Annotated in this window: 4 protein-coding genes and 2 pseudogenes; 4 read left to right on the top strand and 2 right to left on the bottom strand. The window is 60.5% G+C overall.

The genetic code is table 11. The annotated features are described in order from the left end of the window. The first annotated feature begins 438 nt into the window (after positions 1-438). From QFW87_RS18180 to yiaY, 3 genes are all read left to right on the top strand, one after another. On the top strand, positions 439-11,316 hold the full coding sequence (locus QFW87_RS18180) for a peroxidase family protein (protein WP_283188450.1): 10,878 nt from the start codon (positions 439-441) through the stop codon (positions 11,314-11,316). 652 nt (positions 11,317-11,968) lie between these two features. Then, complete coding sequence (locus tag QFW87_RS18175; RefSeq protein ID WP_283190934.1) at positions 11,969-12,664, top strand: tRNA (adenine(22)-N(1))-methyltransferase TrmK; 696 nt, start codon at positions 11,969-11,971, stop codon at positions 12,662-12,664. A 391-nt stretch (positions 12,665-13,055) separates the two neighbouring features. Continuing rightward, positions 13,056-14,204, top strand: coding sequence for an L-threonine dehydrogenase (gene yiaY, locus QFW87_RS18170; RefSeq protein WP_283180834.1), 1,149 nt, complete (start codon positions 13,056-13,058; stop codon positions 14,202-14,204). A 122-nt stretch (positions 14,205-14,326) separates the two neighbouring features. On the opposite strand, the gene QFW87_RS29860 is transcribed toward yiaY, so the two are convergent. Next, complete coding sequence (locus QFW87_RS29860; RefSeq protein ID WP_349294098.1) at positions 14,327-14,749, bottom strand: hypothetical protein; 423 nt, start codon at positions 14,747-14,749, stop codon at positions 14,327-14,329. Continuing rightward, positions 14,730-15,463 (bottom strand): annotated as a pseudogene (locus QFW87_RS18165) (diiron oxygenase); the annotation flags it as partial. The pseudogene QFW87_RS18165 and the gene QFW87_RS29860, both read right to left, overlap by 20 nt. A gap of 4 nt (positions 15,464-15,467) precedes the next feature. Here QFW87_RS18165 and QFW87_RS18160 point away from each other — a divergent pair. Beyond that, positions 15,468-15,980 (top strand): annotated as a pseudogene (locus tag QFW87_RS18160) (AraC family transcriptional regulator); the annotation flags it as partial. Positions 15,981-16,021 lie beyond the last annotated feature (41 nt).

The raw sequence follows: 16,021 nt of genomic DNA, 5'->3' as shown, positions 1-16,021 counted from the left end.
CGCCAGTCGTCTGTTTTTCGTGTCGTAAAATTGACAATTTTTCGCTATGGAACTTTAGTCTCAGTCATTGAGGGAGCCGGCCGCCTGGAGTCTGTCAACTTTTTGGCAACGCAAGGCGTCAAGATTTTCCCGATGGAGCACACATGTCGATGATTTCGTTCTTCTGCAGAGTGAAGGGGATGTTCAAGAAGTTCGCCTTTTCTTCAAGTTTCCATGGCCCTCCCAGGGCACGGGTTCGCTCTGCCTAATCGCTTAGTGAGCCATTCTTTCGCGAATTCCAGGCGTGCATCCCGGGGGGCCGTGTAACGGCTTTGCCATCCCGCGCCAGCGCTCGCCCAAAAAAAAGAACCAACACACTGCGCAAGCCAGCACCGGACTGGGCGTGGGAGGATTCTTATCGTCCCGTGCCCTTCCCCAAAGAGATCGAGGGCAATCTAAATGGCCAATTTCAACAAGTCGGACCTGGAGTTCATCCTCAAGCAAATCTTCATCGCAGAAGCGCATGCCGACGGCGCCAGCCTCAGTGATTTGCTACCCAACAGCCAGGTGCCATTCGGCCTGCGCACCGTCGATGGCAGCTACAACAACCTGGTCGCCGGGCAAACCGAATTTGGCGCCGCGGACAATTCCTTCCTGCGCCTGCTTGATGCCCAGTATCGAGCGGCGTACGCCGGGACAGGGACGGTGGTCGACCCGCAGCCACGGATTATCAGTAACCTGATTGCCGACCAGACCGCTAACAACCCGGCCGCAGTAGCGGCGAACGGCGGTGCAAACCCGGTGATCAGCCCCGGTCTGGATGGCGTGTTCGGTACGGCTGACGACAAGGAAGTGTTCTTCATCCCCAACCAGTCGCCGGACGTTGGTCTGACCGCCGGCTTCAACTCGTGGATGACCTTCTTTGGCCAGTTCTTCGACCACGGCCTCGACCTGCTCAGCAAGAGCAGTACCGACTTCGTGTTTATTCCGCTGCAGCCGGACGATCCGTTGTTCGTGCCGGGCAGCCCGACCAACTTCATGGTGCTGTCACGGGCAGTGCATACCCCCGGCGCGGACGGAATACTCGGCACAGCCGATGATGGCCAGCCCAACACCACCTCGCCGTTCGTGGACCAAAGCCAAACTTATAGCTCGCACCCCTCGCATCAGGTGTTCCTGCGCGAGTATGTCCTTAACGCGGCAGGTGACCCTGTTGCAACGGGGCGCTTGATTACCAACCGCGATCTCGGCGCCGACGGCAAGTTCGGCACTGCCGATGATGGCGACGGCGAAAATGGCGGCATGGCGACCTGGGCAGTGGTCAAGGCCCAGGCCCGTGACATTCTCGGTATCAACCTGACCGACGCCGATGTGCACAGCGTGCCGCTGCTGGCAACCGATGCGTATGGCAGCTTCATCCGGGGGCCGAGCGGCATGCCACAGGTGGTGATGCGCGTTAGTAACGGTGCTGACGGTATCGCCGGAACGGCTGATGACGTCACGCAACTGGTCGAAGGCAACCGGGATGCTCCGATCAGTCTGGCCAGCGCTGTGAGCACCGGGCATGGCTTCCTCGACGACATCGCCCACAATGCCGCGCCGGTAGTCGTCGGCGGGGTTCTGCAGGCGGATGCTGACGCCGATATCGGCAATGCGCAGCCCGTTGGCGCGGGCGGCAAAAACCTGACCTACGACAACGAACTGCTCGACGCTCACTACATTGCCGGCGACGGCCGGGTGAACGAGAACATCGGCCTGACCACGGTGCACCATGTGTTCCACTCCGAGCACAACCGCCTGGTCCAGCAATCCAAGGACACCCTCCTTGCCGCCGGCGATCTGGCCTTCCTCAATGAGTGGCTGGTGGACGACGTGACCGCGATACCGACTACACCCGCCGAAATCGCGGCGTTGGTGTGGGACGGCGAACGCCTGTTCCAGGCCGCCAAGTTCGGCACCGAGATGCAGTACCAGCACTTGGTGTTCGAGGAGTTCGCGCGGACCATTCAGCCGCAGATCGACGAATTCCTTGCACCCAACGGGTATGACACCTCGATCAACCCGGCAATCCTCGCCGAGTTCGCCCACGTGGTGTACCGCTTCGGTCACTCGATGTTGACCGAGACCGTCGATCGCTTCGACCCCGAGTTCAATCCGCTCCTCACTGACCCGAACAACCCGGACTCGCAACTTGGTCTGATCGCGGCCTTCCTCAACCCGCTGGCGTTTGTCGGCAGCGGGGCGACTGCGGACGAAGCGGCAGGGGCGATCATTCGCGGTGTGACCCGTCAGCTCGGCAACGAGATCGACGAGTTCGTCACCGAAGCGTTGCGCAACAATCTACTCGGTCTGCCGCTCGATTTGCCGGCCTTGAACCTGGCGCGTGGTCGCGACACTGGCATCCCTACGTTGAATGAAGCGCGCCGTGAGATGTACGCATCAACCGGCGACAGCCAACTCAAGCCGTACATCAGTTGGGCTGACTTTGCGGACCACCTCAAGCACCCCGAGTCGTTGGTCAACTTCATCGCTGCCTATGGCACGCATGACACGATTACGGCGGCGACCACACTGGCAGACAAACGCGCTGCAGCCTTGGCGCTGGTATTCGGCGGTACTGGTTCACCGGCTGACCGCCTGGACTTCCTCAACAGCACCGATGCCTATGCCAACGTAACGCTGGCCGGCAAGGATGGGCTGCTGGGTACTGCCGACGACGTGACGGGTGTGACGATCACGGGTCTTGACGACATCGACTTCTGGGTCGGTGGCCTCGCCGAGCAGAAAATGCCGTTCGGCGGCATGCTCGGCTCGACGTTCAATTTCGTGTTTGAAACCCAGATGGAGGCGTTGCAGAACGGCGACCGTTTCTACTATCTGTCGCGCGTCGCGGGCCTGAACTTCGGCACCGAGTTGGAGAACAACTCCTTTGCCAAGTTGATCATGCTCAACACCGATGTCACTCACCTGTCGAACACCGTATTCCTGACACCGACGTACACCCTGGAAGTGAATAAGGCCAATCAGTTCACAAACCTTGGCGCGGGCGGCAAAGCCGATCCGACGGGCGGCTTGATGATCAACGGCGTGGAAATCGTGCCGCTGGTGATCCGCGACAACCCCAACACCGCGGGTGCGGACAGTAATTATCTGCAATACACCGGTGAAGACCATGTCGTCCTGGGCGGCACCGCCGGCAATGACATCATTGTCTCCGGTGATGGCGATGACACCCTTTACGGCGACGGCGGCAACGATCGCCTCGAAGGCGGCGCCGGGAACGATGCGGTACTGGGTGGCGCGGGCGATGACATCATCACCGACTCGTTCGGCGACAACCGTCTGGAAGGCAATGCCGGCAACGATGTGATCGTGGCTGGCAGCATGCTGGCTGGAGGCAACCTCATCCTGGGGGGCGATGGCCAGGACTTCATCATCACCACAGAAGACGTCAGCACCACCTTTGGCGGTCAGGGTGATGATTTCATCCTCGGCGCCAAGACCAACCTGCCAGCTACCGGTGGCGAAGGTGATGACTGGATCGAAAAGGGCACCCAGGACGGTGCGCCTGGCGATAACGCCTCGCCGTTGCTCAATGACGATACGATCGGAAACGACATCTTTGTCGGTGGTGGCGGCTTCGACGAAATGATCGGCGAGGGTGGCGATGACATCTTTGTCGGCAGCGATGCCCAGGACAATATGGACGGTATGTCCGGTTTCGACTGGGTAACCCATAAAAATGACAGGGTCGGCGTGACCGTTGACCTGACCATGGCTGCGCTGGCGCAGCCACACGGCAACGCGCCAAACCAGAACAACGGGCCGTTCAATCCGGTCGGCGCGTCGCCGGCCTCGATTCTCGACCGTTTTGCCGAGGTCGAAGGCTTGTCTGGTTCGCAATTCGGCGATGTGCTCAAGGGCGATAATGTTAATGCGGTCACTATCGTCGACCACGGTGGCGCCACGGGCAGTGCGCTGACCAATGTGGCGTTGATCCGCGGACTGGAGCAGTTTCTGGCCGACGCCGGTTTGCCGACCACCGGCTTTGCCACGGGCAACATCATCCTGGGTGGCAATGGCAGTGACCTGATCGAGGGCCGCGGTGGTGATGATCTGATCGATGGCGACAAATGGCTCAACGTCAGGATTGCGGTCTATGACGCCGGTGACGTCAATCATACCGGCCCCGAGATCGCCAGCTTCGACAGCATGGTCGACATGATTCCGTTCATGATCGATGGCACGTACAACCCGGGTCAGCTCAAGGCCGTGCGGGAAATCCTGCCCGGCAGCTCGACGGGCGGGGCGGCCTTTGACACCGCCATTTTCTCCGGGCTTCAGTCCGAGTATGTGGTGACGCGTGACACCCGCGGCACGGCCGATGTGGCGGATGATGTCTGGACGGTGACCGATACCGAAGTGGGTCGCGACGGTACCGATACCCTGTTGCATATCGAACGCCTGCAGTTCGCCGATACCCAGCAAGTGCTGGTGCCGGGGCTGAATGCACAACCGCTCGGCAGTCCAACCGTCACGGATGCAAACGGCGGCGCAATCACAGTGGGCGACACGCTGACGGTGAACGTGGCCGGGGTGCGCGATGCCAACAACATCGCGGTGGGTAATTTGCAGGGTTTTATCAACAACGCCTCGGTGTCCTACTTTTGGCAGTTCGAAGCCGACCCGGGCACCGGCATTTTCGAAGACATCATTCTGCTGCCTGCCGGTAACCTGGCATTCCAGAGCGCAGACGGCACCGCCTTCAAGGTCTCGCCTGATCTTGCCGGGCTGTCACTGAGGGTCAAGGCGATCTATCAGGATGGTCATGGCACGACTGAAGTGCTGTTCTCGCAGCCGACTGCCGTGGTGGAACCCGGCGCGCCGGTTGTGCCGACGGCCCAGACACCCGTTGTCAATGCTACCGCGGGCGGCGAGGGCCTCAACATGGTCCGCTCCGACCTCAACTTCATCCTTGATCAGATCAAGATTGCCGAGGCTGACGCGGCCGGTCAGGACATCCTTTCGCTGATCCCGAATATCCGCGCGCCGTTGGGCCTGCGTGCGGTCGATGGCTCGAACAACAACCTGATGAACCACAACGGCATCAACAATACCGAGTTTGGCGCCGCCGATAACGTCTTTCCGCGCGTGACCGATCCGGTCTTCAATCCCGCGGAAGGTGCGCCTGCCGGCTTCTTCGGCCCCGGCTCGCCGGCCATTCCGGGATCGTCGTATCAGCAGACCAGCGGCTACGTGTTTGACTCGCAACCGCGCACCATCAGTAATCTGATCGTCGACCAGACGTCGAACAACCCGGCGGCCTACGCCACGGCTTACGACCCGGGTGCGGACGGTGTGCTCAACTTCGGCGCGGAGGATAACGACGACGTGCTCAAGGATGGCACACGGATAGTCGCCAGCCCCGGCATGGACGGTCAGTTCGGTACTGCCGACGACCATGATGTGTACCTGTTCGAGAACACCGCGTCGGACGCAGGGTTGTCCGCGCCGTTCAACGCCTGGATGACCTTCTTCGGGCAGTTCTTCGATCATGGGCTGGACCTGCTGACCAAGGGCGGTTCGGGCACCATCTTCATCCCGCTGCAACCGGATGATCCACTGTATGTGCCAGGTGGCCACACCAACTTTATGGTGCTGACCCGCGCGACCAACCAGCCGGGGGCGGATGGCGTTCTCGGCACGGCCGACGACATCCATGAACACACCAACACCACGTCGCCATTCGTGGACCAAAACCAGACCTACAGCTCGCACCCGTCGCATCAGGTGTTCCTGCGCGGTTATGAGCTGACCGACAACGGCCCGATCGCGACCGGCAGACTGATCACTAACCGTGACCTGGGGCCGGACGGCAAGTTTGGGACTGCAGACGACAGCGAAATCGGTGGTATGGCGACCTGGAAGGTGGTCAAGGCGCAGGCCAACGACATTCTGGGTATCCACCTGACCGATGCCGACGTCGATAACTCGCCGCTGTTGGCGACCGACGCCTATGGCAATTTCATCAAGGGGCCGAACGGCTTCCCGATGGTCGTGATGAAGGGGGTTGACGGTCTGGGCGGCACGGCTGATGACGTTCTGGTCGAAGGCAATCCGCTTTCCCCCATTAGCCTGACCAATGCTGTGCGCACCGGTCACCAGTTCCTCGCCGACATTGCCCACAATGCAGCGCCGGTGTTCAGCAGTGGCGTGCTCGTGCCTGACGCGGATTCCGCTATTGGCAACGCAGTGCCGGCCAATCCGCACACCGGGGCCAACCTGGCCTACGACAACGAGTTGCTCGATGCGCATTACATCGCAGGCGACGGCCGGGTCAACGAGAACATTGGCCTGACCGCGGTGCATGCGATTTTCCACTCCGAGCACAATCGGCTGGTCGCGCAGACCAAGGACACCGTGCTCGATTCGGCTGACCTGGCCTTCCTCAACGAGTGGCTGCTGACCCCGGTGAGCGGTTTGCCCGCCAACCAGACGGAGATCGATGCGCTGGTGTGGAATGGCGAGCGCTTGTTCCAGGCTGCCAAGTTCGGCACCGAGATGCAGTATCAGCACCTGGTGTTCGAGGAGTTTGCCCGGACCATCCAGCCCAACGTCGACCTGTTCTTCGCACCGACCCAGGTCTATGACGTTGACCTCGATGCCTCGATCGTCGCCGAGTTCGCCCACACCGTGTACCGGTTTGGCCACTCGATGCTGACCGAGACCGTCGATCGCTTCGATGTCGATTTCAACGTGGTCGGCGATCCGAACAGTGCTGATCCTGATCAGCAACTCGGCCTGATCGCGGCGTTCCTCAACCCGTTGGCGTACGCCGCCAGTGGCGTAACGCCCGAGGATGCGACCAGTGCGATCGTGCGTGGGATGACTCGGCAAGCCGGTAACGAAATCGACGAGTTCGTCACCGAGGCGCTGCGCAGTAACCTGCTCGGCCTGCCGCTTGACCTGCCGGCGATCAATATCGCCCGTGGCCGCGACGTGGGGATTCCTTCGCTCAATGCGGTCCGCCGCGACATCTACAGCCAAACCGGTGATACCCAACTCAAGCCCTACACCAGCTGGGTCGACCTGGTGCAGCACCTCAAACATCCAGAGTCGTTGATCAACTTCATCGCGGCCTATGGCACCCATGACACGATCACGGCGGCGACCACGCTGGAAGGCAAACGCGCTGCAGCCCTGGCGCTGGTATTTGGTGGTACGGGTGCGCCGGCCGACCGTCTGGACTTCCTCAACGGCACTGGCACTTGGGCCAACGTGACGCGGGCCGGCAAGGATGGGCTGCTGGGGACTGCCGACGATCTGAAGGGCGTGACTGTCACGGGCGTCGATGCCATCGACCTCTGGATCGGCGGCCTGGCCGAAGAGAAAACTCCGTTCGGCGGCATGCTCGGTTCGACCTTCAACTTCGTGTTCGAGAACCAGTTGGAAAAACTGCAGGACGGTGACCGCTTCTACTACCTGGAGCGAACTGCTGGCCTGTCGATGAACGCCGAACTGGAAAGCAACTCGTTCGCCAAGCTGATCATGGCCAACACCTCGGCCACGCACTTGCCGGGCCTGGTGTTCTCGGACCCAGGGTTCTATCTGGAAAACGACAAGAGCAAGCAGTACAACGATGGCCTGGGCAACGCCGATCCGCTTGGCGAGAATGGCGAGCAGGTGGTGTTCCGCGACAATCCGCTGACCGCGGGGCCGGACACCAACTACATCCGGTACTCGGGTGAAGAGCACATCGTGCTGGGCGGCACCAACAATGCAGACATCCTCATCGCGAGTGAAGGTGATGACACGGTTTGGGGTGACGGCGGCAACGATCGCATCGAAGGCGGTGACGGCAACGACCAACTGCGCGGTGGCGCCGGCGACGACATCATCAGCGACCGCGGCGGCGACGATAACATCCAGGGTGGCGACGGCAACGACGTGCTGCACGGTGGCAACGGCGTCAACCTGATCATCGGCGGGTTCGGTAATGACTTCATCGTGACCGGCGAGGACGCTTCCGAGGCCATTGGTGGCCACGGCAACGACTTCATTCTGGGTAGCAAAGCCAACGAACAGGACATGGGCAACGAAGGCGACGACTGGATCGAGAAGGGCACCTCGGACGGTGCACCTGGCGACAACTTCGACCCGCTCGGCAACGACCCTGTCATCGGCCACGATGTGTTCATCGGCGGTAACGAGAACGATAAGTTCAACGGCGAAGGTGGCGACGACATCATGGTGGGCAGTCTCGGCTTCGGTGACCGCTATATCGGCGGCTCCGGCTATGACTGGGCGACCTTCAAGGGGCTCGCCCAGGGCGTGACCATCGATTTCACCGACCGCTTTTTCGATGTTCCGCCGCTGCCGGGTTCGGGTGCTTCGGCGCAGGTAAGTTTCGACATCATGGAAGGTCTGTCGGGTTCGTCCCACGGTGACTTCCTGCGCGGTGACAACGAAGATGCCACGTCTCTGCCCTCTGCGGGTGCAACCGGCAGTGTGTTGACCAACATTGACCTGATCGACGGCCTCGCTGATCTGCTGCCCGCCGGAGCGACGTTCTTCGACGGCGGCAACATCATCCTCGGCGGTGGCGGTAGCGACCTGATCGAAGGTCGCGGTGGTGACGACATCATCGACGGTGACAAGTGGCTGAACGTACGCATCAGCGTACGGGCGAACGCTGACGGCACTGGCGCGGAAATCGCCACGTTCAACAGCATGGAGCCACTGGTGCCGTTTATGCTGAACGGTACTTACAACCCGGGCCAGTTGGTCATCGTGCGGGAGATTCTGACCGGCACCGACAGCTTCGACACTGCGTTGTTCTCCGGTACTGCGGGGGAATACGGCGTCGAGATCGATGGCGACACGGTCATTGTGACCGACTCGGTGGCGGGGCGTGATGGCGTCGATCGCTTGACGGGCATCGAGCGACTGCAGTTCGCTGACGTTGCGCAGTTGTCCGGAGTGGGCACCGCGCAAAACAACGACCCATCGGGCCATCTGGCAATCCTCGATGCTGGCACCGGTGTGCGTGACGATACGCCTGTCGCCGGCCAGTTGTTGCGCGTCAGTGATCGAGCGGTACACGACGCGGACAGCCAAAGCGTAACCAATCCGACCGGTGCGGTGACTGGCGGGGTGGCTTACTTCTGGCAGGTCGAAAACATTGCCGGCTCGGGCATCTATGACGACATCACCTTCGTCGCCGCTGGCGAGGCAACGCGGGCGAGCGGCACCACCTACCGGGTGACGGACGATGTGGCGGGTCTGAACATCCGCGTCCGGGCGGTGTACCAGGATGCCAAGGGCACGCTGGAGATCGTCGACTCGTCCGGGAACAGTACACCGACCGAAGGGCCGACCGTTATCGGGCTTGCAGTACAGAACCAGCTGTTGACCGCTGACCCGACGAGCATCATCGACGCCGATGGCCTGAGCACTACGCAGTTCACCTACCAGTGGCAGGCGAACGACGGGCTTGGCTTCGTCAACATCGCCGGCGCTACCGGTAGCACGTTCGCGCTTGGCCAGGCTCAGGTCGGCCAGGAAGTGCGCGTGGTGATCGGTTACGTGGATAACTTCGGTGTGGCCGAAAGCGTTTCGTCCAACATCCTGGGGCCGGTGGACAACGTCAATGATGCACCAACTCAAGGGCCGACCGTAACCGGGCTTGCAGTGCAGAATCAGCTGTTGACCGCTGACCCGGCGAGCATCATCGACATTGATGGCCTCAGCAATCCGCAGTTCACCTACCAATGGCAGGCGAGCAACGGGCCTGATTTCGTCAACATCGCCGGAGCTACCGATAGCACGCTCGCGCTTGGCCAGGCTCAGGTCGGCCAGCAAGTGCGCGTGGTGATCGGTTACGTGGATGACTTCGGTGTGGCCGAAAGCGCTTCGTCCAACATCCTGGGGCCGGTGGCCAACATCAACGATGCACCGACAGGCGCGTTGCTGATCAGCGATACAACCCCGGATCAAGGGCAGGTGCTGACCGCGCTGACGGCCGGGATTGCCGATGCGGATGGGCTGGGCACATTCAGTTTCCAATGGCAGCAAGGTGTCGGCGCGTCCTTCACCGACATCAACGGCGCGACCGCTGCGACCTTCACCCCTGGTGCGGCGCAGGTCAATCTGCAACTGCGAGTGATCGTGCGCTACACCGATGGCTTCGGTACGCTGGAGTCGGTGACCTCGGCGGCGACGGTGGCGGTTGCGGCTCTGGGCGTGGTGCTGCAGGGCAACGCTTTGGACAACACCCTCACCGGCACCGTAGGTAACGATGTGCTGTTTGGCCTGGGCGGGAACGATACGCTGAATGGCCTCGCCGGTATCGACCAGTTGTTTGGCGGCACTGGCAACGACATCCTCAACGGCGGAGACGACAACGACGTCCTCAATGGCGAGGACGGCAACGACACCCTCAACGGTGGGCTCGGCGCGGATGCCATGAACGGCGGTGCTGGCAACGACACGTTTGTGGTCGACAACGTCGGTGACCTTGTCACCGAGGCGCTGGGTGGTGGTACCGATCTGGTACAAACCAGCCTGACAAGCTACCAGCTCGGTGCCAACGTCGAGAACCTGACCTATACGGGCGCCGGTGACTTCACCGGTACCGGTAACGCGCAGGCCAACACCATCACCGGCGGGGTGGGTAACGACCTCCTCAATGGCGGTGCAGGTGCTGACCGGATGTTGGGGGGCGCCGGCAACGATACCTACGTCGTCGATGCAGCCTTGGACGTGGTGGTCGAGGTGGCGGGTGGCGGTACGGACACCGTGCAGACTTCGCTGGCCAGCTACACGCTGGGCGGTAATGTCGAAAATCTGACCTACACCGGAGTCGGCAACTTCGTCGGCAACGGTAACGGGTTGAACAACGTCATCACCGGCGGGGGGGGTAATGACACCCTCAATGGTGGCGGCGGCAACGACCAACTGTTCGGTGGCATTGGCACGGATACCCTGAACGGTGGCACTGGCAATGACTTTATCGATGGCGGTACTGGCAACGATACGGTCACTGGCGGTGCCGGCAACGACATGATGGTTGCCAGCAGTGGCAACGATATCTTCATGTTCGCAGCGGGCTTCGGGACCGATCAGATCATCGGCTTCGATGCCGACGCGGTGGGAGGCCAGGACCGGCTCGATATTTCCGCGTTCGGCGTCACTGCTGCGACCTTTGCCGGCAACGTCATCATCACCGATGTGGGTGCGGATACCTTGATCAGCTCCGCAGGACCTGAGTCCATCCGCCTGGTCGGTGTGGCCGATGCAACAACCGTCACTGCCGCGGACTTCATTCTCGCCACTTGAGGTCCTGATCAGTACTGTCGCAGACGCGTGAAAAGCGGAGGGGAGGGCATGGATGCCCTCTCTTTTTTTCTTAAAAAATCTGGCTGTTTGTTGAGCTGAAAATGGGTGAGCCACCCTGGCAGGTCGGTATGTCGGACCGTAGGAAACGCTTGCTCCGGCCTTCACCCTGTAACCCAAACGTGATGAATTCTTCCCACTGACCTTAACTGCTGAACAAGCTGATAAGACTCCAGGCTGCCCCTATCGTAAAAATGAAAAGAATGAGTACCAGCGTGAGGATTAGCGGCTCGATGCGCATGAAAGTGACTCCTCGGAAGGGCTAGCAATGCGCGCCTGATCTGCGGCGCAGGTGCTAGTGAACACACAGCATTCTCTGTGCCAAAAAATTTAACAGCCTATAATTCCCCGCCGGCGGGGCCGCCTGCTTCTGTGGTCAGTTCTCCATCGGAAAAGTTGAAACAGGATGCGGGTAATACAGCCCATTTATGGGGAATTTCTCTCAACGCGGGTATGGCAATATCACTGATAGCTTCAGGTTGGTATTGGAGGCCGGTTCTGGAACGCTCTGTCCACTTATGGCCGGGATACGTGCTTGCGCCTTTCGCTACCTGCTGATATCGACCTGATGCGGACACTGAAAAAGGAACGGCGGTTGAACGAACAGACATTGTCCCAGCGCCTGGAGCGCGTGGCGGCGCATGTGCCAGCAGATGCGCGCCTGGCTGACATCGGCTCGGATCACGGCTACCTGCCGGTGGCGTTGATGCGCCGTGGCGCGATCGTGGCGGCGGTGGCCGGCGAGGTGGCATTGACGCCGTTCCGCTCGGCCGAACGCACCGTGCGCGAAAACGGCCTGGACCAGCGGATCACCGTGCGCCTGGCCAATGGTCTGGCGGCGATCGAGCCGGGAGACGGGATCACGGCGATCAGCATCTGCGGCATGGGCGGCGAGACGATCCGCGACATCCTCGACAGCGGCAAGGCACGTCTGAGCGGCCAGGAGCGCCTGATTCTGCAGCCCAACGGCGGCGAGCAGCCACTGCGCCAATGGCTGATGGAAAATGGCTACCGCATCCTCTGCGAGGAACTGCTGCAGGAAAATCGCTTCGACTACGAAATCATCGTCGCCGAGCGCGCGGGGCCGGTGATGTACACCGCCGAGGAGCTTTACTTCGGCCCGCTGCAGATGCAGGCACGCAGCCCGGCGTTCCTGATCAAGTGGCAGCGCATGCTGCGCGAGAAGCAGAAGACCCTGACCCACTTCGCCCGTGCGCGGCAGGCCGTGCCCGAGGAGAAGGTGCAAGACATCGCCCGGCAGGCCCGGTGGATCACCGAGCTGCTGGCTTGAGCTCGGTCCAGGGGGTGTACGAAAAAGTCGCCGAGTGGCGATCAGGCAAGCCGAATTTTCCGAGGGCGACTATTTAGCTCCCTCGCCACAGGTCTCGCGCCGGACTTGTCAGGGCGCATTACCTCCCAGTACTAAAGGAGGTGCCAATGGAAGCTAAAGGACCATTCCAGTATGGCGTCATAGGGTTAGGCTCAATCCCATGATCAAAAGATACCGGCTGCGATGGCCCATCCACCTCTGCATCTTAAAACACTGTTCGCCTGAACACTTGATGTAGCAAATCTCCCGCTGAACTTCGTCAATGATGACAATCAGACCAGCCTCACAGCCTGCGATATGAGTAGAAGACCTCACCTGATTTTCGGGTTTCCAGAATAAAAGAGGAATTATCATGAGCAGCACCTTCTTCATTCCATCCGTGAACATGATGGGCATTGGCAGTCTCGGCGAAGCAATGCTCGCAATCCGCAAATATGGTTTCCGTAAAGCCTTGATCGTCACTGATGCAGGCCTGGCCAAAGCCGGCGTGGCCGCCAAGGTAGCCAGTCTTCTGGCCCAGCAGGACATCAACTCCACCCTGTTTGATGGCGCCAAACCGAATCCGACGGTCAGCAATGTCGAGAAAGGTCTTGAGCTGCTCGGTCGCAGCGACTGTGATTTCATTATTTCCCTGGGCGGCGGTTCACCCCATGACTGCGCCAAGGGCATTGCCCTGTGCGCCGCCAACGGCGGGCACATCAGTGATTACGAAGGCGTGGATCAATCCGCCAAGCCTCAGATGCCGTTGATCGCGATCAATACCACCGCCGGAACGGCGAGTGAAATGACCCGTTTCTGCATCATTACCGACGAAGTCCGGCACGTGAAAATGGCCATCGTCGACCGTAACGTCACCCCACTGTTGTCGGTCAACGATCCTTCGCTGATGGCAGGCATGCCCAAAGGCCTGACCGCCGCCACCGGCATGGACGCGCTGACCCACGCTATCGAAGCCTACGTGTCGACTGCGGCAACGCCGATCACCGATGCCTGTGCACTCAAGGCCGTGGAATTGATCTCGGCCAACCTGCGCACTGCCGTTGCCCAGGGTGACGACATGACCGCCCGGGAAAACATGGCCTACGCGCAATTTCTTGCCGGCATGGCGTTCAACAATGCATCGCTGGGCTATGTCCACGCCATGGCGCACCAACTGGGTGGGTTCTACGACCTGCCCCACGGCGTCTGTAATGCGATCCTGCTGCCCCATGTCGCCAGCTTCAACGCCAGCGTATGCCCGGCCCGGTTTAAAGACATTGCCAACGCAATGGGTGTCGACACTCAGCATCTGGATGCGGAAAAAGGCGCCGCCGCGGCCATCACCGCCATCCGTAAACTGTCTTCGGATGTCGGTATTCCGAGCGGTCTCGCCGAACTGGGCGCCAAGGCTGACGATATCCCGATCCTGGCAACCAATGCCATGAAGGATGCCTGCGGCTTTACCAATCCGCGTCCTGCCAATCAGGACGAGATCGAGCAGATTTTCCATACCGCGATGTAACCGATGTGAAGTGACGCCAGTGTCTAGTCCTGAACCAGGTTTACACCTGTTTCACCCTAACGCCCGATGCACCGCATCGGGCGTTTTGTACTTTAAGCAAAAGCTGCTATTGGTTTTGCGCGTTATGACAGGCGCGATTCGCGTGTCGCGCTGCTCAAGCGCTCGGCCGCTATACCGATGCGCGAAAACACCAGCCACACAAAAAGCAGCACGCTGCAGCCAATGAGGATTGATGCGACGGCAATCAATGGCTCGACTGACGGGAAGCCCTTGAGGCGCAGCGTCAGTGCGCCGAGCATCACCGGGACGCCAACGTTGTACGTCCAGAACTGTGCTGCAGCAGCGCGCCCTTCGGTGATCGACGGGTGCGCTGTGCCGATGAGTCCGAACAGTGCCATCGATACCCATCCCAACAGATTGACATGGGCATGTACCGCGAAGAGCGAGTGGTCGCCGAAAGCGCCCATCGCCACGCCCAACACGACGCCAATGGCAAAGTAGAGGGCAGCGAGCCGAAACCAGGTTGCGCGTAAGCAGCCGGCCAAAGTGTGGATGCTGCACGCCCGAGACAATGTATTGCCAGCGGTAGGCGCTCAGCACGGAGGCTTTGATTTGCGCTGTCTCATCGACACTGAACGATCGTGAAACATTTCGAATAAAGTAGTCGGCATCGGATGCCGATTGTGCCGGCAGGATTGTGTCGACGGCCGCCACCAGCGCAATCAGATCGTTCACTGCCTGGTCGCGCTCGGCCGGGGAGAGTTTCGCGTGCTCCGCCTCCCACTCCAGTTCATCGAGTACGACGTGCCGGCTTTCATCCTTCCAGTGAAATTTGAAGACATCCTTGAACAGTGGGCACAACTCCTCGCGCGGGGCGATGCTTTGCACGTAGTGCGTCTGAACAAACAGCTCGATATGACAGGTCAGCGCCAACACCGACCAGGTGCTGGCCGCCAGTACCGCGCGCGCCACATCGTTTGGATCGGCAACTTGACGATATCCCGTTGGCAATTGCGTACTAATCATCGTCTCAATGCGCCGGAACAGCTCCTGATGCTTGATCTCGTCGTTTGAAAAGCGCACCAGCGCTTCGAGTGCGAGCTGATCGTCAAAGACATGGGCCCGACCTTGATCGAGCATTTTGGCACTGATAAACGCTCGACCAGGCCAAAAATATACGCATAGGTTCGACCCTGAATCTGGCTAAGCAGGCGCGCCTCGTCCGCGGCGAGAAAGGTCAGGCGGTCGATCCGCGATAGTCAGTTAGACGTGCGCGCGACGGCTTCGGGCGCCTGGATTGAAAGCTCATTCCGTTTCGCTGTCAGTGAGATCGCGGCGGGGCGCGTCGGCTCGACAACGGTCATCGTCAAGCTATCCGAATTGCTGTTCGTCGAAGCCGTCAGTCAGTATGTCGCGAACCTCCCGGCTGAGCGGCGCGGGTGGCTGGCGGGTTTGCGGGATCCGCATATCAGGCGCGCACTGGCGCTGCTCCATGCTCGTCCAACCGAGGGCTGGGCGGCAGAAGCCCTGGCGCTTGAAGTGGGCATGTCGCGTTCGGTATTCGCGGAGCGATTCACGGCATTGGTCGGACAGCCACCGATGCAATACCTGACGCTCTGGCGCATGCACGTGGCGGCTCAACACCTGCGCGAAGGTCGCGGTAATGTGGCGCAAATCGGCTTTGCAGTTGGCTACGAATCCGAAGCAGCATTCAGTCGCGCATTCAAACGCCAGTCCGGTATATCACCCGGCACCTGGCGCAGACAATCAGCATGAGAAGGTCCGGTGCCGATGGACACTCTGATCAAGCCAGGCAG

Origin of the sequence: Pseudomonas sp. PMCC200344 (assembly GCF_030053095.1) — a bacterium.
Lineage (GTDB): Bacteria > Pseudomonadota > Gammaproteobacteria > Pseudomonadales > Pseudomonadaceae > Aquipseudomonas > Aquipseudomonas svalbardensis.
This window is presented reverse-complemented; position numbering and strand designations above follow the sequence as displayed.